The sequence below is a fragment of the Citrobacter sp. Cc139 genome (assembly GCF_030334645.1).
In the GTDB taxonomy this organism is placed as follows: Bacteria; Pseudomonadota; Gammaproteobacteria; order Enterobacterales; family Enterobacteriaceae; genus Citrobacter; species Citrobacter werkmanii.
This window is the reverse complement of sequence record NZ_JAOWDM010000069.1, coordinates 122846-140318: the sequence shown is the minus strand read 5'-3', so window position 1 is coordinate 140318 and position 17473 is coordinate 122846. Positions and strand designations below refer to the sequence as shown.

Sequence of the window (17473 nt, the reverse complement as noted above, 5' to 3'; positions counted from 1 at the left end):
CGTATTTTGTAACACACGTTCGGCCTCTGGGGAAAAGGTTAATGCTCCCGCAATAAACGCAGTAGCGTGCTCACCTGCTCATCCAGCGGCGCGAGAGTATCTTTAACGATCAGATGCAGCGGCGTGGCGCGGCGAGCGCCATGGCTTAACGGCAGCGGACGTAAAAGCCCCTGGGCCAGTTGCGTCTGAATACGCTCCTCAGGCAGCCAGCCGTAACCGACTTGATACATCACTGCATCAATCGCGGCATCAATGGTAGAGAAGGTCCAGGCATCGCGAACCGGTTGCTGCGGGTTGTCGCGATCGGCAATGCGAATCAGTGGCCACGCGCGTAATGCGTCTTCATCCAGCGGCGCATTCAGCGTGCAGAGTGGGTGATCGCGATGGGCAACAGCCACGAAGTCAATGTTCATCAGCCATTCACCACGCCCGGTCACATCCTGACGCCGGGTCAGGACCATTACGTCCGCATCGGCATGCGCTGCCAGCCTGTCGTCTGCATTTTCCAGTACCTCGGTCAGCCGCACCTGCGTTTGCGGCCACGCCTGCTGAAACTGTTTGAGGATTGCGAACAGGCGTTTGCGTGGGAAGATGCTATCTACCAGCAAATCCAGCCGTGTTCGTGTGCCGTTTTGCAGCGTTGCTGCCCGGGTCTCCACCCATAAAAAGGCCTTCAGTAACGGTTTGACCTGAGCTAGCAACAGCTCGCCCGCCGGGGTCAACACCGCCCTGCGGCCTTCCGGCGTCAGTAGCGTCACGCCGAGTCGCTCCTGCAATAGCGCCAGATTGTAGCTTACCGATGACTGGCTACGGTTGGTCTCTTCCGCGGCTTTCGCAAAGCTGCCCAGTTCCACCACTTTCTCCAACAGGGCCCATTGCTCAAGGGTTGTTTTGTGCATAACTTATCTAAAAATTGAATGAATATGATGTAAACATAGCGTTATTCATCCAATTTTTGAAGCGTTAAGATCCTCGCATCAAGTAAGAGGAGAACGAATATGAGCGCTTTTGATAAACATGATTTGAGCGGATTTGTCGGCAAACATCTGGTCTATACCTACGATAATGGCTGGAATTACGAGATTTACGTAAAAAATGAGACCACGCTGGATTACCGCATCCACAGCGGTATTGTGGGTAATCGTTGGGTGAAAGATCAGCGGGCGTATATTGTGCGGGTAGGGGCGAGTGTTTATAAAATTTCCTGGACCGAACCGACCGGGACCGACGTCAGCCTGATCGTAAACCTGGGCGACAAGCTCTTTCACGGCACCATCTTTTTCCCGCGCTGGGTGATCAACAATCCGGAAAAAACGGTGTGCTTCCAGAATGATCATATTCCGCTGATGATGTCGTATCGCGATGCGGGTCCGGCGTATCCAACCGAGGTGATTGATGAGTTCGCGACCATCACCTTCGTGCGCGACTGCGGGGCAGATAATGACGACGTGATTGCCTGCGCGGCGAGTGAGTTGCCGAAAAACTTCCCGGATAATTTACGCTAAGGCTTCCAGACGCTGCACGGCGTCGGCGGTCAGGGTAAATGGCGTGGGGGTGCACACCGCCAGGCTCAGGGTATCGATCTGGCACTGGCTGACGGAGAGTGAGGAGGTCAGCGCGGTGCTATCAACGCTGACGATTTGCCAGGCGCTGCCGCCACGCTGTTTTACTATGGCTTCTTTGCGCGTCCAGATGCGCCAGAACGCCGCCAGCTGTTGCTCCGGGCGTTCGGCTTCAACTTCAGCATGTTCCCCAAGACTGAATACCGTATTTGCCAGCGACTGCCAGTTATCGCGGGGGCGAATAACTTCAATATCGCAGCCGACTTCCCCTTCGTCGCTGAGCAGCAGGACGATGTCATCGCCGCTATGGCTGAGATTGAACCACAGCGGCGTGTCAGCGGGAAAGGCGGGTTTTCCTTGCTCGCCGTAGACAATGTCCGGCAATGGCGAAAGGGCATGGGAAAGCAGCACACGGCCTGCCAGCCAGCGTGCCCGGCGAGCACCTTGCGGCGCTTGCTCTTTCATCGCGGCAGGCAGTTCGCCAGCGCTTAAAACAGAAACTTTCCCAAGAACGAGCTGATACATATCAGGACTAACCTTTAGTAATAATGGGGTTGTGTATCATTCTTCACGTGCCATTTGCAAGTTTATCCCGGTAATCGACTTTTGGGCCTGCCTGGACCCAGCAAAATTGCCAGTTTGCTGCCGCCTTTGGTGGTTTCCATCCAGATTTTACACACGCTGGTTAACGGCACGGAGAGTAACATGCCGACCGGGCCGAGCAGCCATCCCCATACCAACAGGGAGAGAAAGACGATCAGCGTCGATAATCCCAGGCGGTGCCCCATCATACGGGGTTCGAGAATATTACCAATCACCATATGCACGACCAGAAACAGCGCGCCAACCAGCACGCATTCGTAAATGCCGTTGAACAGCAGCGCCTGAATCATGGGCGGGACGGCGGAAATGACCGAGCCAATGTTGGGCACGTAGTTTAGCAGGAATGCCAGCACGCCCCACATCAGAGCAAACTGAATCCCCATCAACGCCAGCCCCAGCCAGACAATGGCGCCGGTCCATAAGCTGAGCAACGTTTTCAGCGCCAGATAGTGTGAAACGCCCTTCAGCGCCCGATGCAGCCCCGCAATATGAATCTGCGGATTGTTTAACGCGAAGCGCAGCTTATAGGGAACGTGGCGCACTTCAAACAGCATAAAGACGACCGTCATTACCAGCAGGACGACGCTGGCCATGGCGCCGGAAAGACTCGTCATTAGCGTGGTGGTGAAGGTCATCAGTTTGTCGGAGTCCATACGCTGCAACATGCGCTCCGGGGACATATGCAGGTTCAGAAAGGGGACCATTTCTTGCAGATACAGAACTTTGCGCGTCAGTTCCTTATTGTATTTTGGCAGCATGGCCATGAACTCAGTGATCGACGATGCCAGCACGCCAACCAGCGCCGTAAGAACAATCAGCATTACCACGACCACTAACGTAATGGCTACCGGGCGACGCACCCCTCGGCGAATAAACCAGGTGACCAGCGGGTTCAATACGATGGCAAAAAAGAGCGCCAGCAACAGTTGCACAATGATATCCGCCGCGGCATGGATGCCCGCGAGGATCACCACCAAAGCGGCCAGTTTGAGCAGAATATGCATACCCGTTTTATCGGGCTGAGCGGTTGTCATGTTTTCTTCCTGTTTGCGTTTTTGCATTAAGTGTAGCGGTTGGCTTGCGTCTGTTATTCCTAAACTGGCTGCTGATTTATGGTCTGCAACATGGTAGAAATGAAACACTGTTGTGAAAATGTGGTGACCTTCCATGCCCGAACCCGTCGCTGAACCGACGTTAAGCGGTTTGCGCCTTAATCTGCGCATTGTTTCGGTGGTGATGTTTAACTTCGCCAGCTATCTGACCATCGGCCTGCCGCTCGCGGTATTGCCCGGCTATGTCCATGATGTGATGGGATTTAGCGCCTTCTGGGCGGGACTGGTCATCAGCCTGCAGTATTTCGCCACGCTGCTGAGCCGCCCTCATGCCGGTCGCTATGCCGATCTGCTGGGGCCGAAAAAAATCGTGGTCTTCGGACTGTGCGGCTGCTTTTTAAGTGGCCTGGGTTACCTGCTGGCAGGCTCAACCCAAGGTTGGCCGCTGGTAAGTTTGTTGCTGTTATGCATCGGGCGGGTGATTCTGGGCATCGGGCAAAGCTTTGCCGGGACCGGCTCTACGCTATGGGGCGTAGGGGTTGTTGGCTCAATGCATATCGGACGGGTGATTTCGTGGAACGGCATCGTGACCTATGGCGCGATGGCGATAGGCGCTCCGCTGGGCGTATTGTGTTACGCCTGGGGTGGCTTACAGGGACTGGCGCTGACCGTGATGGGCGTGGCGCTGCTGGCGATACTTTTGGCGCTCCCTCGACCGGCGGTGAAGGCCAGCAAAGGCAAGCCGTTACCGTTTCGCGCTGTGCTTGGGCGCGTTTGGTTGTACGGGATGGCGCTGGCGCTGGCCTCCGCCGGATTTGGCGTGATAGCCACCTTTATCACGCTGTTTTATGATGCTAAAGGCTGGGACGGCGCAGCTTTTGCGCTGACGCTTTTTAGCTGTACGTTTGTGGGCACCCGCTTGCTATTCCCAAATGGTATCAACCGGTTAGGTGGGCTCAATGTCGCGATGATCTGCTTTAGCGTCGAGATTGTTGGACTGCTGCTGGTGGGCATGGCCTCCATGCCGTGGATGGCCAAAATCGGCGTTCTGCTGGCAGGTGCCGGGTTCTCGTTGGTCTTCCCGGCGCTGGGCGTGGTGGCGGTAAAAGCCGTCCCGCAGCAAAATCAGGGCGCCGCGCTGGCGACCTATACGGTGTTTATGGATTTATCGCTGGGCGTTACCGGGCCGCTGGCCGGGCTGGTCATGACGTGGGCGGGCGTACCGGTTATCTACCTGGCGGCGGCCGGGCTGGTGGCGGTGGCGTTATTGCTGACCTGGCGGCTAAAAAAACGGCCTCAGGTGGCGTCATCGGAGGCCGAGTCATCGTCTTAACCGTTACTGGATAACCAGCGTGTTAATGATGTTTTCTGCGGTCTTTTGCGCTTTTTGCTGATCGTCAGCCGGCAGCGTAATTTGCAGCGTCAGCAGTTGGTTGTCCACTTTACCCAGCACCACGGAAGAGTAAGCGGTCTGGCCTTTGGCCGAGATGATGCTGTCTAACTGTTGCAGCGTGTGGCCTTTCAGCTCAATAGATTTATTGGTGACGACCTGCAACTGCGGGTCGCGGCTACGCTGCTGATCTTCCAGACGTTTTGCCAGTACGGCAAGATCTTCGTTGGTATTGTCGCCGACAATCACAATCACCGCTTTCTGGCCGGTTGCGTCAGAATATACGTGCATATTGTTTGCCTGGGTGCCCAGCTTGCCGCTCTGATCGGTCATATCCGCTGGCAGGGAAAAACTGAGTTTGCCGTCCAGCAGGCTGACCGGTTGTCCGGTGGCGCTACTCTCTGCGGCAGCACCTTCTGCTGGCGCTTTTGTATCGCTATTATCACAGGCCGCAAGCCCCATAACCAGCAGGCCAATACCGACATATTTAACCAGATTGCGCATTGACTTCTTCCTTTCGATAAACGGCCATAACGGCTCATTCGACCATCTTATCACAACTCGGAAAATGAACCTTTAACTCGTCTGCAATGCAGATATTTCAGATTTATCTGCCAACCTTTTCAGTAACATATTCAGCAGCACGCCGTACATCGGCAGGAAGAAAATAATGCTGATCAGTACCTTGAAGCAGTAGTCTACCAGCGCGATTTCCATCCAGTGCTCGGCCATAAAGGCATCCGGGCTGCGCCAGAAAGCGATAAAGAAAAAGGCCAACGTATCGCTGATGTTGCCAAACAGCGTGGAAGCCGTCGGCGCCAGCCACCAGCGACGGCTCTGACGCAGACGGTTAAAGACATGCACATCCAGAATTTGTCCCAGCGCGTAAGCCATAAAGCTGGCGGCGGCGATACGGGCGACAAACAGGTTAAAGTGCAGCAGCGCGCCGAATCCCTGCCACGATCCCATATAGAACAGTGATGAAACAACATAGGAGATCAGCAGCGCGGGGATCATCACCGCAAAGATGATACGTCGTGCTAACGGCGCGCCAAAAATACGCACGGTCAGGTCGGTCGCGAGGAAAATAAACGGAAAGCTAAAAGCGCCCCATGTGGTATGGAAACCAAAAATGGAGATCGGTAGCTGTACCAGATAGTTGCTGGAGGTGATCACCAGCAGATGAAATAGCGATAGCCAAAACAACGCTTTTACGCGCTGAGATTGTGTAAACGGAGTCATATTGTGACCTTTTTGTTGGATGGGGTGAGGGAACCCAATAAAAAACCGTCGCATGATACTGCTTTAAGAGCACATTGCAATGGTTGTTTTTCACGCAATCGTTAACCTGATTGGCTTACGCCACAACAGAGCGTAAAATAACGCCGTTTTTGCATGAATGAGACTACGATGAGCGATCTGTTTACCTCTCCCGACCATACGCTTGATGCCCAGGGACTACGCTGCCCGGAACCTGTAATGATGGTGCGTAAAACCGTGCGCGGTATGCAGGCGGGTGAAACGCTGCTGATTGTCGCCGACGATCCGGCGACAACCCGCGACATTCCCGGCTTCTGTACCTTTATGGAGCATGAACTGGTAGCCAAAGAGACCGACTCGCTGCCGTACCGCTATTTAGTGCGCAAAGGTCATTAAGCGAAGCGCCATCCGGCCTACAAAGACGGTGTAACCTGTAGGCCGGATAAGGCAACGCCGCATCCGGCACACACATTATCCTTTACGCAACAACCGCAGCGCGTTCGCGGTCACCAGCACCGTCGCCCCCGTATCAGCCAGCACCGCCAGCCACAGTCCGGTTATCCCGAGCAGCGTGGTGACGAGGAAAATCCCCTTCAAACCCAGCGCAATCGCAATGTTCTGGCGAATATTGGCATGGGTGGCGCGCGCCAGTTGAATCATTTGCACCAGGCCACGCAGACGGTTGTGGGTCAGGGCGGCATCGGCGGTTTCCAGGGCGACGTCGGTTCCGCTACCCATGGCAATGCCGATGGTCGCCGCTTTCATCGCCGGGGCGTCGTTGATGCCGTCGCCGACCATTGCCAGCGGCGACTGTTGGTTGAGAGAGGTAACGGCTCGCACCTTATCCTCCGGCAATAACCCCGCTTTGAATTCCAGACCCAGCTCCCCGGCAATGGCTGCTGCCGCGCGTGGGTTATCACCGGTCAGGATCACCCCTTTCACGCCGATCTGATTGAGCTCGCTGATGGCAGTGCGGGCGTCGTCGCGCAACGTATCCTGTAGGGCCAGTACGCCGAGAACGGTATCGTTACGCAGCACCAGCACCACCGTCTGGCCCGCGCTTTCCAGCTCGCTTATCTGTCCGGCAAAGGCATCGGCAGGCTGCTTACCGGCGGCGCAAATCAGCACGCGCTCGCCGTTGACCAGTGCTTCTATTCCGGAGCCAACCAGCGCCCGCTGTTCTTTCGCGACAGGAATAGTCAGCTCGCGCGTTTGCGCTTCCCGAACAATCGCCTGCGCCAGTGGGTGCGTCGCGCCTTGCTCTACCGCCGCTGCCAGCGCCAGCAGTTCAGCCTCATTTATACCGCTTGCCGGATGAATCGCCGTCACGCGCGGTTTACCGATGGTCAGGGTGCCGGTTTTATCAAACGCCACCTGCGTGACTCTGCCCAACTGTTCCAGCGCGGCGCCGCCTTTGATTAATGCGCCACGACGCGCCGCGGCGGCAAGACCAGAGGTAATCGCTGCGGGAGTTGAGATAACCAGCGCGCACGGGCAGCCAATCAGTAACAGCGTCAGTCCTTTATAAATCCACTCCTGCCAGGAGCCGGCAAACAGCAGCGGCGGGACGAGGGTAACCAGCAGCGCAACCGCCATAATAGCGGGGGTATAAATTCGGCTGAAACGGTCAATAAAGCGCTCAATGGGGGCGCGGCGTTCTTCCGCTTCTTCAATCAGCTTCAGAATGCGATCGATAGCGCTGGCGCCCGGCTCGGAGAGCACTTCCAGCGTAACCAGACGATCCACGCTGGTGGCGCCCGCCGGGACTTTCTCGCCGGTGGCGCGTTCAACCGGGATCGATTCGCCGGTCAGGGCGCTTTCATCAAAGCTGGCGAAACCGGAGAGCAGCTTACCGTCGGCAGGTAAACGCCCACCTGCGGCAACTTCGATAACATCGCCAGGCTGGAGGGTATTGATTGCGACCTCTTCACGTTCGCCATTACGCAGGCGCGTGGCGGTTTCTGGCTTGAGTGCCATCAATGCGCTAACACCTTTGCGGGCGCGGCTGGCGGCCCACCCTTCCAGGCGCTCGCCAATTAAAAACAGCAGTAGCACCATGGCGGCTTCCGCCGTCGCGCCGATAAACAGTGCGCCAATCGCGGCCACGCTCATCAACGTTTCAATGGCGAAGTAGCTGCCGGTTTTCATCAGACGCAGGGCCTGGCGGGCAATGGGATACAAGCCCACCAGCGTGGTGGCGATAAACGCTATCTGACCGAAAGGATGATTGAACTGTTCCAGCCCCCAGCTAATCGCCATCATGATTATCAGCGAAATCAGCGGCAGGTTCTCTTTCAGACGTGATTCGGGGGCGGCTTCCGGCGCTTGTTCATCGCGCAGGGTATAACCTGCCTTTTGTACCGCGCTTTCAACTTGCTGACGGATATCATAACCCGCGTCGACGACCAGTTTTTCGGTGGCGAACAGCACCTGGACCTGGTTGACGCCGCTCACCTGGCGGACCGCATTTTCCACTTTTCGGGCGCAGGCGGCACAGTCCATTCCTGCCACTTTCCAGGAATAACGGGTGCCCATTACGCTTTCGGATACGGTGGTTGGGGTGGAGCAACTTCCTTCGCAGCAGCAGTCGTCCGCCTTTTGTGGGGCTGGCACTGGCTTGAAAGAAGAAAATTGTGGGGCTTTTTTGCCAGGGGCATCGGGCGTCGACATGGCATCCTCCGGTTAATAATCATTTCGTATTAACCGAAGGATACACTCTGGAGTCGACTCCAGAGTCAAGCGATATTAGAGATACAACGAACGAACAATCAGGAAATGTCCGGCGAAGTAGCAGGCGGCGCCAATGGCGTTATCGGCGCGGAAGCGGCGGCGATAATGGCTACCCAGCCAGACAAAATTGCCGATGAACAATAATGAGGCACCGAGGAATGCCGACAGCGCGGGGCCAGTGGGACGGAAGAACCACAGTTCTCCCGCCATCCAGACCATCATCAGCGTGATGCCGATAAAAGTACAGATCGCTAAACGCAGCTCTTCCAGCCGTGTCCAGATGATGGCGATCAGCAACGCCCCCAGCACTACCAATACCAATGGCAAAGGCCAGAAGAACGACAGCGTCATTTGGCTGGCGAAGTAGATGGTATACAGCAGGTGCGAGAGGAAAAACGCCCCCACGGCGTAGAGCAGACGTTGGCGCGGCAACAGCGTCAGCGCATCGCCCAGCAGTGAGGCAAGCAGCCCTGCCAGCACCAGATAGCTGATGGCGTTAAACATTGGCGCCTGCCAGGCCAGCAGCGCCAGCAGGAGTAAAGTGAGGGGTTTAAAGACCCAGCGTTGCCAGGCGGGCCCACGATAGGAAGCATCCACGAACAACCATGCGGAAAGGCAGACAGCGATAAACGACCAAAGCATCTTAGTTCCTTGAATTCGTTATTTTTTCGTAAGCGGGGTGCTTACGGCTCTATTGTTCAGTGTAGAGGTCGACACTGCCAGATGACAACACCATAACAGGCAATGTATGCTTATTTCCGCATTTTCTGATGGGTTAATACTATGAGCAAACCGCCACTTTTTTTCATTGTTATCATTGTCTTAATTGTTGTCGCCGCGTCGTTTCGCTTTGTCCAGCAGCGGCGTGAAAAAGCGGATAACGATGCAGCACCGCTGGTGCAAAAGCAGGTGGTAGTGAGTAATAAGCGGGAAAAACCACTTAACGATCGGCGATCCCGTCAACAGGAAGTGAGCCCGGCAGGAACCAGCATGCGCTATGAAGCCAGCTTTAAGCCGCAAAGCGGCGGTCTGGAGCAGACGTTTCGCCTGGATGCCCGGCAGTACCATGCGCTAACGGTCGGAGACAAGGGCACGCTGAGTTATAAAGGTTCGCGTTTTATTGATTTTACGGCTGAACGCTAAGGTTTCATCTGACTGATGCCGGATGGCGGTTACGCCTTATCCGGCCTACAAATTTTATCGCCCCGGCTCGCAACGCGCCGCCGGGCGAAAACATCCCAGTTACTTCTTCAACTGGTCCTTAATCTTCTTCTGCCAGACCAGCAGTTCAAAGACGCCGAACAGGAAAATGCGGATTTTCTCCCCGCTGGTCATCTGCGGGCCATCTTTTGGCATGGTGCTTTTTAGCAGCGCCAATTGCATGCCGTGCATCAGCACCATAAAGATCAGCGCGACGTTAACGAAGATGTTAAGCGGGCGTGGGAAGGGTTGGAAAATATTCAGTAATAAAAATGCCCAGACGCACAGCATCAACAGACGTCCCAGATTAATTAGCATCGTGCTCTCCTTGTGCTTCACGTTGATACAGGCGGTAGGCGACCTGTCCTGCCACTTTTTCACGGTATAGCGACCAGTTTACCGGAACCGGCGGCAGGCCGTTTTCGACTTCGCTCTCAACGTAAATATACGCTTCATCTGCCAGCCAACCATGGGTTTCCAGAAGCGTTAAAGTTTCTTCCAGTAATCCTTTGCGAAACGGCGGATCAACGAACACCACGTTATGCGGCGTACCGGGTTGGGCCAGAAACGCCAGCGTATTGGTGTTGACGACGCGGGCATGATTTGCCTTCAGCGTAGCAAGATTCTTTTGCAACTGCTGCGATACCGCGCGATCCATCTCCAGAAGCGTCGCATTTGCCGCATAGCGAGAGAGCGCTTCCAGCCCCAACGCGCCGCTGCCGGCGAAGCAGTCCAGGCAATGTGCATCGACCATTACCGGGGCCAACCAGTTAAATAAGGTTTCGCGTACGCGGTCAGTGGTCGGGCGCAGGCCGGGGCTGTCCGGAACCGGGAGTTTACGGCCACGCCATTGCCCGCCAATAATGCGGATCTGGCCGCTACCAGAGTGATTCGGTTTTTTCATTTCTATTATTGCTCAATCCGCCTATAGCATGTCATGCCAGGCGGTGATGTGAGTTAAGTTAACCCTTCGCCTTTCAAGTTACCTCTTCGTTGGCTGCACTTACTCACCCGAATCACTTACTAAAAGTAAGCTCATCGGGATTCGTGCGCTTGCCGCCTTGACGTAACTCGAAATTCATTGGGTATAAGTGATAGACTATTTCATCATTTTTTTAGCTGCTATGTACATAGCGTTGACGCTGTGCCATGAAGCAACAGCGGGGGAGTGTAGTCGCAAATGGCGAAAGAGAAAAAACGTGGCTTTTTTTCCTGGCTGGGCTTTGGTCAAAAAGAGCAGGCACCGGAAAACGAGACAGAACTAAAAAACGAAGAACAACAACCGGTTGCTGAAGAAACTACCGTCGTTGACGAACAGCCGCGCGCCGAGGAAACCGGTAGCGAGGCACAAACACAAGCCTTTGCTGCTGAAGTTGTTGAAGTCACGGAACAAGTTGCTGAAATCGAAAAACTGCAGCCGGAAGCAGCGCCTGTTGCCGGGCAACTGCAGCCGGAGGCTGAGGCGGTTGCTGAATCCACTGTTGAACCTGAAGTGGAAACCCCTGCGGCGGCGGTTATCGAACGCGAAGAATTGCCGCTGCCGGAAGAAGTGAAAACCGCAGATGTTTCTGCCGAAGAGTGGCAGGCTGAAGCGGAAACTGTCGAAATCGTCGAGGCGGTTGAAGAAGAAGCCGAAAACGAACCGCAACTGACAGACGAAGAACTGGAAGCGCAGGCCCTGGCTGCCGAGGCGGCGGAAGAAGCCGTCATGGTGGTGCCGGTTGAAGAACCTGCCGTTGAAAAACCGGTAGAAGAAGAGGCGGTCCAGGAGCAGGAAAAACCAACTAAAGAAGGTTTCTTTGCGCGTCTGAAACGCAGTCTGCTGAAAACAAAAGAAAACCTCGGTTCCGGATTTATCAGTCTGTTTCGCGGTAAAAAGATCGACGATGATCTGTTTGAAGAGCTGGAAGAGCAGTTGCTGATTGCGGATGTGGGCGTAGAAACGACCCGTAAGATTATTGCGAATCTGACGGAAGGCGCCAGCCGCAAGCAGCTCAAAGATGCAGAAGCGCTGTATGGCCTGCTGAAAGATGAGATGGGCGAGATCCTGGCGAAGGTTGATGAGCCGCTGAACGTCGAGGGTAAAACGCCATTTGTTATCTTAATGGTTGGCGTAAACGGCGTGGGTAAAACGACTACCATTGGTAAGCTGGCGCGTCAGTTTGAGCAGCAGGGTAAAACGGTGATGCTGGCGGCGGGCGATACCTTCCGTGCGGCAGCGGTAGAGCAGTTGCAGGTCTGGGGTCAGCGTAACAATATTCCGGTGATTGCGCAGCATACCGGTGCGGATTCCGCCTCCGTTATCTTTGATGCCATCCAGGCCGCGAAGGCACGTAACGTAGACGTGCTGATCGCTGATACCGCAGGCCGTTTGCAGAACAAATCGCACCTGATGGAAGAACTGAAAAAAATCGTTCGCGTCATGAAGAAGCTCGACGAAGAGGCACCGCATGAAGTTATGCTGACTATCGACGCCAGTACCGGGCAGAATGCGATAAGCCAGGCCAAACTGTTCCATGAAGCGGTGGGCTTAACCGGTATCACCCTGACCAAGCTGGACGGTACGGCGAAGGGTGGGGTCATCTTCTCGGTTGCCGATCAGTTTGGCATCCCTATCCGCTATATTGGTGTGGGCGAACGTATCGAGGATTTACGTCCGTTTAAAGCGGACGATTTTATAGAGGCACTTTTTGCCCGAGAGGATTAACAATGATTCGCTTTGAACATGTCAGCAAGGCCTATCTCGGTGGGAGACAAGCGCTGCAGGGAGTGACCTTCCATATGCAGCCTGGCGAGATGGCGTTTCTGACCGGCCACTCTGGTGCGGGTAAAAGTACCCTGCTAAAGCTGATCTGTGGAATTGAACGGCCCAGCGCCGGGAAAATCTACTTCAGCGGGCATGACATCAGCCGTTTGAAAAACCGTGAAGTGCCGTTTCTGCGTCGTCAGATTGGCATGATTTTTCAGGATCACCACCTGTTGATGGACAGAACCGTATTTGACAACGTGGCAATCCCGCTGATCATCGCGGGCGCCAGCGGGGACGATATTCGTCGTCGCGTGTCAGCGGCACTGGATAAGGTCGGGCTGTTGGACAAAGCGAAAAACTTCCCGATTCAGCTCTCTGGCGGTGAACAACAGCGCGTGGGTATCGCCCGCGCGGTGGTGAATAAACCTGCGGTACTGCTGGCGGATGAACCGACGGGGAACCTGGATGACGCGCTGTCGGAAGGGATCCTTCGCCTGTTCGAAGAGTTTAACCGCGTCGGGGTCACGGTATTAATGGCCACGCATGACATTGGACTGATCTCCCGTCGCTCCTACCGCCAGCTGGTCCTGAGTGATGGACACCTGCATGGAGGCCTGGCGCATGAATAGACGTGACGCTATCAATCAAATCAAACAGTTCGGTGGCCGACTGGATCGTTTTCGTAAATCAGGCGGCGCGCCGGGTGACGGTGGTCGCAATGCGCCAAAACGAGCGAAAGCCGCGCCAAAACCGAACTCACGTAAAACCAACGTTTTTAACGAGCAGGTGCGCTATGCGTTCCATGGCGCGTTGCAGGACTTGAAAAGTAAGCCGTTGGCGACCTTCCTCACGGTAATGGTGATCGCCATCTCCCTGACGCTGCCAAGCGTGTGCTACATGGTTTATAAAAACGTAAACCAGGCGGCAAGCCAGTATTATCCTTCGCCGCAAATCACCGTCTATCTGCAAAAAACGCTGGATGATGACGCGGCGGCGCGGGTGGTTGGTCAGTTGCAGGCCGAACAGGGCGTTGAGAAAGTAAATTATCTTTCCCGCGAAGATGCGCTGGGCGAATTCCGTAACTGGTCCGGTTTTGGCGGCGCGCTGGACATGCTGGAAGAGAACCCGCTTCCTGCCGTAGCGGTGGTTATCCCGAAACTGGACTTCCAGGGTACGGAGTCGCTGAACACCCTGCGCGACCGTATTGCACAAATCAACGGTATTGATGAAGTGCGAATGGATGACAGCTGGTTTGCTCGTCTGGCGGCGCTGACGGGACTCGTGGGGCGCGTATCCGCGATGATTGGCGTGCTGATGGTGGCGGCGGTCTTCCTCGTCATTGGTAACAGCGTGCGCCTGAGTATTTTTGCGCGTCGCGATACCATTAACGTGCAGAAGCTGATTGGCGCAACCGACGGATTTATCCTGCGCCCATTCCTTTACGGCGGCGCGCTGCTCGGTTTTTCCGGCGCATTTCTTTCACTGATTTTGTCAGAAATTTTGGTGATGCGTCTGTCGTCAGCGGTGACTGAAGTGGCGCAGGTCTTTGGAACTAAGTTTGATATCAATGGCTTATCATTCGACGAGTGCCTGTTGTTACTGCTGGTGTGCTCAATGATCGGCTGGGTGGCAGCCTGGCTTGCCACGGTTCAACATTTACGCCACTTTACCCCCGATTAAAAAATCTCTGGTATAATCTTTCCCTGCACTGAGTAGTTCGCTCTGCAGGGAAAGAGTCCCTGTTATCTCTTCCCGGCGTATTCATTGTGATGTCACATTTTGTGCGTAATCTATACACATTACGACATGGAACTTGTGGATAAAATCACTGTCTGATAAAAGATTGAATGATATTCTCGTTGCTCATAAGCTCTGGCATGGTTGTTGCTACTGGTTTTTGTTAATTAGTTTTTGCCAACGCGCCAGATGAAAAGATTGAGAGGATTTGAATGACCAAAGAAATGCAAAATTTAGCTTTAGCCCCTGTTGGTAACCTGGAGTCTTACATCCGGGCTGCGAACGCGTGGCCGATGTTGTCGGCTGACGAGGAGCGGGCGCTGGCTGAAAAGCTGCATTACCAGGGCGATCTGGAAGCAGCTAAAACGCTGATCCTGTCTCACCTGCGCTTTGTTGTTCATATTGCTCGTAACTACGCGGGCTATGGCCTGCCGCAGGCGGATCTGATTCAGGAAGGTAATATCGGCCTGATGAAAGCCGTGCGCCGTTTCAACCCGGAAGTGGGTGTGCGCCTGGTTTCTTTCGCCGTGCACTGGATCAAAGCTGAGATCCATGAATACGTTCTGCGTAACTGGCGTATCGTGAAAGTCGCGACCACTAAAGCACAGCGTAAGCTGTTCTTTAACCTGCGTAAAACCAAGCAGCGTCTGGGTTGGTTCAACCAGGACGAAGTTGAAATGGTGGCTCGTGAGCTGGGTGTTTCCAGCAAAGACGTGCGCGAAATGGAATCCCGTATGGCGGCGCAGGACATGACGTTTGATATGTCTTCAGACGACGAGTCTGACAGCCAGCCGATGGCGCCGGTTCTGTATCTGCAGGATAAATCCTCTAACTTTGCCGATGGCATTGAAGAAGATAACTGGGAAGATCAGGCCGCGAACAAACTGACTCACGCAATGGAAGGTCTGGACGAACGTAGCCAGGATATCATCCGCGCCCGTTGGCTGGACGAAGACAACAAGTCAACGTTGCAGGAACTGGCCGATCGCTACGGCGTTTCCGCTGAACGTGTTCGTCAGCTTGAAAAGAACGCCATGAAAAAACTGCGCGCGGCGATCGAAGCGTAATCTTCCAGTAAACCTGGAAATGCTGATAAACCCTGGATGAAAATCCGGGGTTTTTTGTTTTTATCTCTCCCTCTATCTCCTGACGTTTATGCTTTTTGTCATCAAGTTGTTATCTGCATGTCAAATTTAGCTATTCCAAAATAATAAAAATCGGGTATGTTTTAGCAGAGTATGCTGCTAAAGCACGGGTGGCTATCCAATAATCGAAATAAAGTGCTGAACAACAACATCACAACACACGTAATAACCACAATAATGGGGATTGTCAGGATGAATATGAAGGGTAAAGCGTTATTGGCAGGATGTATCGCCCTGTCTTTGAGCAATATGGCGTTTGCTAAGGATATTAAAGTGGCCGTTGTCGGCGCAATGTCCGGTCCGGTAGCGCAGTATGGCGATCAGGAGTTTACTGGCGCAGAGCAGGCGATTGCGGATATCAACGCCAAGGGCGGGGTAAAAGGTGACAAACTGGTCGTGGTGAAATATGACGATGCCTGTGACCCGAAACAAGCGGTAGCGGTCGCGAACAAAGTGGTCAACGACGGGATTAAATACGTTATCGGCCATCTGTGCTCATCTTCTACCCAGCCCGCGTCAGATATCTATGAAGATGAAGGCATTCTGATGATTACCCCGGCAGCGACGGCGCCGGAGCTGACCGCGCGTGGTTATAAGCTGGTGATGCGTACCACCGGCCTGGATTCCGATCAGGGGCCAACTGCCGCCAAATACATTCTGGAAAAAGTGAAGCCGCAACGCATTGCCATCATTCACGATAAGCAGCAGTACGGTGAAGGTCTGGCGCGTGCGGTGCAGGACGGCCTGAAGAAAGGCAATGCTAACGTGGTGTTCTTTGACGGGATTACCGCCGGTGAAAAAGACTTCTCGACGCTGGTAGCGCGCCTGAAGAAAGAGAATATCGATTTCGTTTACTACGGTGGTTATCACCCGGAAATGGGGCAGATCCTGCGTCAGTCTCGTGCCGCAGGTCTGAAAACCCAGTTTATGGGTCCGGAAGGGGTAGCGAACGTGTCGCTGTCTAACATCGCGGGTGAGTCTGCGGAAGGCTTACTGGTAACCAAGCCGAAGAACTACGACCAGGTGCCAGCGAACAAACCGATTGTGGATGCTATCAAGGCCAAGAAACAGGATCCGAGTGGCGCATTCGTGTGGACCACTTACGCCGCGCTGCAATCCTTGCAGGCCGGTCTGAACCAGTCTGACGATCCGGCTGAAATTGCCAAGTACCTGAAAGCAAACTCAGTAGAAACCGTAATGGGGCCGCTGTCCTGGGACGAGAAGGGCGATCTGAAAGGCTTCGAATTCGGCGTGTTTGACTGGCATGCTAATGGGACGGCGACAGACGCCAAGTAATTTTCCTGGCGCCTTTCGCGCTGCAGATGCGTTGGCTGCGTTATTCAACCCCGGTCACTTACTTATGTAAGCTCCCGGGGACTTCATAACTTGCCGCCTTCCTGCAACGTGAAATTCTTGGAAAATTGTGAGGAGGTTTTTTATTTTTTGCTCCCAGCATGTAGGCCGGATAAGCGTCAGCGCCATCCGGCTTTTTTATCTTTTTTCCCAGCCATCTGCCTGGGCTGTAAAGCCTAACGCCTGCATAAACGCGGCCATCACGCTGCGGTCTTCAACGCCTACATCTGCCATCCACCATGAACTCACACTTGGGTTTTCACGGATCACCTCTTCGATCAAATACTGCCCGACGCCGCGACGACGGGTGATTTCACGTACGCGCAACGAATCCAGAGCACCTTGTGTGCCGCTCAGGGTGACACGTACTGCGCCTAACAGACGCTCGTTAAAACGCGCGGCGTAGATCCGGTGCGTTTCATCTACGCTTAATGATGAGGCGGAATATTCCGGCCAGATTTTGCCCAGATCAATCAGATCCTGGGCGCTAAAGTTGTTTAAACGAACGATGGTCAGCTTCATTAGCAGCATGTCCAAATCACAAAAGATGAGATCAGTGTACCGAAATAATTCGCCCGGATGCTTTCTCTTTTTTATGCGATTAACCAGGTTAATAGTTTTGCGACAACGGTAATGACAGTTTGAAACATTAGAGATTGAAAAACAGGCAGGATAATACCCTGGAATGCAGC

General features: G+C 54.2%; 19 protein-coding genes and 1 pseudogene. 9 read left to right on the top strand and 11 right to left on the bottom strand.

Annotated features, from left to right (window positions below):
• Positions 1-38: 38 nt before the first annotated feature.
• Positions 39-899 (bottom strand): LysR family transcriptional regulator, encoded by an 861-nt coding sequence (locus OGV69_RS05340; protein ID WP_069323770.1) that lies wholly within the window; start codon positions 897-899, stop codon positions 39-41.
• A 99-nt stretch (positions 900-998) separates the two neighbouring features.
• Between OGV69_RS05340 and OGV69_RS05335 the strand changes: the two genes are divergently transcribed.
• Positions 999-1505, top strand: a complete 507-nt coding sequence (locus OGV69_RS05335) for a phenolic acid decarboxylase (RefSeq protein ID WP_069323771.1) — start codon at positions 999-1001, stop codon at positions 1503-1505.
• Here the strand turns inward: OGV69_RS05335 and acpT are convergent.
• Together acpT and OGV69_RS05325 are read right to left on the bottom strand one after the other, a co-directional pair.
• Positions 1497-2087: a 4'-phosphopantetheinyl transferase AcpT gene (acpT, locus tag OGV69_RS05330; RefSeq protein ID WP_038635032.1), complete on the bottom strand. Its 591-nt coding sequence runs from the start codon at positions 2085-2087 to the stop codon at positions 1497-1499. The genes OGV69_RS05335 and acpT overlap by 9 nt on opposite strands.
• Positions 2088-2149: 62 nt before the next feature.
• Positions 2150-3199: an AI-2E family transporter gene (locus OGV69_RS05325; RefSeq protein ID WP_032940622.1), complete on the bottom strand. Its 1050-nt coding sequence runs from the start codon at positions 3197-3199 to the stop codon at positions 2150-2152.
• A 133-nt stretch (positions 3200-3332) separates the two neighbouring features.
• Here OGV69_RS05325 and OGV69_RS05320 point away from each other — a divergent pair, with 133 nt between their 5' ends.
• A complete protein-coding gene (locus OGV69_RS05320; protein ID WP_069323772.1) occupies positions 3333-4550 on the top strand; it encodes an MFS transporter in 1218 nt (405 codons plus the stop codon).
• A gap of 3 nt (positions 4551-4553) precedes the next feature.
• On the opposite strand, the gene OGV69_RS05315 is transcribed toward OGV69_RS05320, so the two are convergent.
• On the bottom strand, positions 4554-5111 hold the full coding sequence (locus OGV69_RS05315; protein ID WP_286469166.1) for a DcrB family lipoprotein: 558 nt from the start codon (positions 5109-5111) through the stop codon (positions 4554-4556).
• 72 nt (positions 5112-5183) lie between these two features.
• A complete protein-coding gene (locus tag OGV69_RS05310) occupies positions 5184-5849 on the bottom strand; it encodes a 7-cyano-7-deazaguanine/7-aminomethyl-7-deazaguanine transporter (protein ID WP_038635023.1) in 666 nt (221 codons plus the stop codon).
• A gap of 168 nt (positions 5850-6017) precedes the next feature.
• On the opposite strand from OGV69_RS05310, the gene tusA reads away from it, so the two are divergent.
• Positions 6018-6263, top strand: a complete 246-nt coding sequence (tusA, locus tag OGV69_RS05305; protein ID WP_038635021.1) for a sulfurtransferase TusA — start codon at positions 6018-6020, stop codon at positions 6261-6263.
• Positions 6264-6338: 75 nt separating this feature from the next.
• Here the strand turns inward: tusA and zntA are convergent, their stop codons facing one another.
• Entirely contained in the window at positions 6339-8537 is a 2199-nt protein-coding gene (gene zntA / locus OGV69_RS05300; RefSeq protein WP_227408969.1) for a Zn(II)/Cd(II)/Pb(II) translocating P-type ATPase ZntA, read from the bottom strand.
• A 75-nt stretch (positions 8538-8612) separates the two neighbouring features.
• Positions 8613-9239 carry a lysoplasmalogenase gene (locus OGV69_RS05295; protein WP_069323773.1) on the bottom strand — a complete coding sequence of 209 codons (627 nt, stop codon included), beginning with the start codon at positions 9237-9239 and terminating at the stop codon, positions 8613-8615.
• A gap of 141 nt (positions 9240-9380) precedes the next feature.
• Here OGV69_RS05295 and OGV69_RS05290 point away from each other — a divergent pair, with 141 nt between their 5' ends.
• Positions 9381-9740, top strand: coding sequence for a DUF2500 domain-containing protein (locus OGV69_RS05290; protein WP_038635012.1), 360 nt, complete (start codon positions 9381-9383; stop codon positions 9738-9740).
• A 99-nt stretch (positions 9741-9839) separates the two neighbouring features.
• On the opposite strand, the gene OGV69_RS05285 is transcribed toward OGV69_RS05290, so the two are convergent.
• Together OGV69_RS05285 and rsmD are read right to left on the bottom strand one after the other, a co-directional pair.
• Positions 9840-10115, bottom strand: a complete 276-nt coding sequence (locus tag OGV69_RS05285; RefSeq protein WP_042311836.1) for a DUF1145 family protein — start codon at positions 10113-10115, stop codon at positions 9840-9842.
• A complete protein-coding gene (rsmD, locus tag OGV69_RS05280; RefSeq protein WP_038635007.1) occupies positions 10105-10701 on the bottom strand; it encodes a 16S rRNA (guanine(966)-N(2))-methyltransferase in 597 nt (198 codons plus the stop codon). The genes OGV69_RS05285 and rsmD overlap by 11 nt, the downstream gene beginning before the upstream one ends.
• Before the next feature lie 276 nt (positions 10702-10977).
• Between rsmD and ftsY the strand changes: the two genes are divergently transcribed.
• From ftsY to livJ, 5 genes are all read left to right on the top strand, one after another.
• Positions 10978-12504: a signal recognition particle-docking protein FtsY gene (gene ftsY, locus OGV69_RS05275; protein ID WP_069323774.1), complete on the top strand. Its 1527-nt coding sequence runs from the start codon at positions 10978-10980 to the stop codon at positions 12502-12504.
• 2 nt (positions 12505-12506) lie between these two features.
• On the top strand, positions 12507-13175 hold the full coding sequence (gene ftsE / locus OGV69_RS05270) for a cell division ATP-binding protein FtsE (RefSeq protein WP_006687468.1): 669 nt from the start codon (positions 12507-12509) through the stop codon (positions 13173-13175).
• Complete coding sequence (gene ftsX, locus OGV69_RS05265) at positions 13168-14226, top strand: permease-like cell division protein FtsX (protein ID WP_038635001.1); 1059 nt, start codon at positions 13168-13170, stop codon at positions 14224-14226. The genes ftsE and ftsX overlap by 8 nt, the downstream gene beginning before the upstream one ends.
• 269 nt (positions 14227-14495) lie before the next feature.
• Positions 14496-15350, top strand: coding sequence for an RNA polymerase sigma factor RpoH (gene rpoH / locus OGV69_RS05260; RefSeq protein WP_038634997.1), 855 nt, complete (start codon positions 14496-14498; stop codon positions 15348-15350).
• A 270-nt stretch (positions 15351-15620) separates the two neighbouring features.
• Positions 15621-16724, top strand: coding sequence for a branched chain amino acid ABC transporter substrate-binding protein LivJ (gene livJ / locus OGV69_RS05255; RefSeq protein ID WP_139815584.1), 1104 nt, complete (start codon positions 15621-15623; stop codon positions 16722-16724).
• Between the two features lie 83 nt (positions 16725-16807).
• Here the strand turns inward: livJ and OGV69_RS25290 are convergent.
• Together OGV69_RS25290 and panM are read right to left on the bottom strand one after the other, a co-directional pair.
• Positions 16808-16935: pseudogene (locus OGV69_RS25290) on the bottom strand (hypothetical protein).
• Positions 16920-17303: an aspartate 1-decarboxylase autocleavage activator PanM gene (gene panM / locus OGV69_RS05250; RefSeq protein ID WP_038634992.1), complete on the bottom strand. Its 384-nt coding sequence runs from the start codon at positions 17301-17303 to the stop codon at positions 16920-16922. Before panM ends, OGV69_RS25290 begins: the two are co-directional and overlap by 16 nt.
• Positions 17304-17473 lie beyond the last annotated feature (170 nt).

Excerpts from the sequence above, each read along its gene's own strand:
- acpT (WP_038635032.1), bottom strand. The coding sequence starts at position 2,087 with ATGTATCAGCTCGTTCTTGGGAAAGTTTCTGTTTTAAGCGCTGGCGAA.
- OGV69_RS05320 (WP_069323772.1), top strand. The coding sequence starts at position 3,333 with ATGCCCGAACCCGTCGCTGAACCGACGTTAAGCGGTTTGCGCCTTAAT.
- OGV69_RS05325 (WP_032940622.1), bottom strand. The coding sequence starts at position 3,199 with ATGACAACCGCTCAGCCCGATAAAACGGGTATGCATATTCTGCTCAAA.
- ftsY (WP_069323774.1), top strand. The coding sequence starts at position 10,978 with ATGGCGAAAGAGAAAAAACGTGGCTTTTTTTCCTGGCTGGGCTTTGGT.
- rsmD (WP_038635007.1), bottom strand. The coding sequence starts at position 10,701 with ATGAAAAAACCGAATCACTCTGGTAGCGGCCAGATCCGCATTATTGGC.
- zntA (WP_227408969.1), bottom strand. The coding sequence starts at position 8,537 with ATGTCGACGCCCGATGCCCCTGGCAAAAAAGCCCCACAATTTTCTTCT.
- ftsE (WP_006687468.1), top strand. The coding sequence starts at position 12,507 with ATGATTCGCTTTGAACATGTCAGCAAGGCCTATCTCGGTGGGAGACAA.
- OGV69_RS05315 (WP_286469166.1), bottom strand. The coding sequence starts at position 5,111 with ATGCGCAATCTGGTTAAATATGTCGGTATTGGCCTGCTGGTTATGGGG.
- tusA (WP_038635021.1), top strand. The coding sequence starts at position 6,018 with ATGAGCGATCTGTTTACCTCTCCCGACCATACGCTTGATGCCCAGGGA.
- livJ (WP_139815584.1), top strand. The coding sequence starts at position 15,621 with ATGAATATGAAGGGTAAAGCGTTATTGGCAGGATGTATCGCCCTGTCT.
- OGV69_RS05295 (WP_069323773.1), bottom strand. The coding sequence starts at position 9,239 with ATGCTTTGGTCGTTTATCGCTGTCTGCCTTTCCGCATGGTTGTTCGTG.
- OGV69_RS05340 (WP_069323770.1), bottom strand. The coding sequence starts at position 899 with ATGCACAAAACAACCCTTGAGCAATGGGCCCTGTTGGAGAAAGTGGTG.
- panM (WP_038634992.1), bottom strand. The coding sequence starts at position 17,303 with ATGAAGCTGACCATCGTTCGTTTAAACAACTTTAGCGCCCAGGATCTG.
- OGV69_RS05335 (WP_069323771.1), top strand. The coding sequence starts at position 999 with ATGAGCGCTTTTGATAAACATGATTTGAGCGGATTTGTCGGCAAACAT.
- OGV69_RS05290 (WP_038635012.1), top strand. The coding sequence starts at position 9,381 with ATGAGCAAACCGCCACTTTTTTTCATTGTTATCATTGTCTTAATTGTT.
- ftsX (WP_038635001.1), top strand. The coding sequence starts at position 13,168 with ATGAATAGACGTGACGCTATCAATCAAATCAAACAGTTCGGTGGCCGA.
- rpoH (WP_038634997.1), top strand. The coding sequence starts at position 14,496 with ATGACCAAAGAAATGCAAAATTTAGCTTTAGCCCCTGTTGGTAACCTG.
- OGV69_RS05285 (WP_042311836.1), bottom strand. The coding sequence starts at position 10,115 with ATGCTAATTAATCTGGGACGTCTGTTGATGCTGTGCGTCTGGGCATTT.
- OGV69_RS05310 (WP_038635023.1), bottom strand. The coding sequence starts at position 5,849 with ATGACTCCGTTTACACAATCTCAGCGCGTAAAAGCGTTGTTTTGGCTA.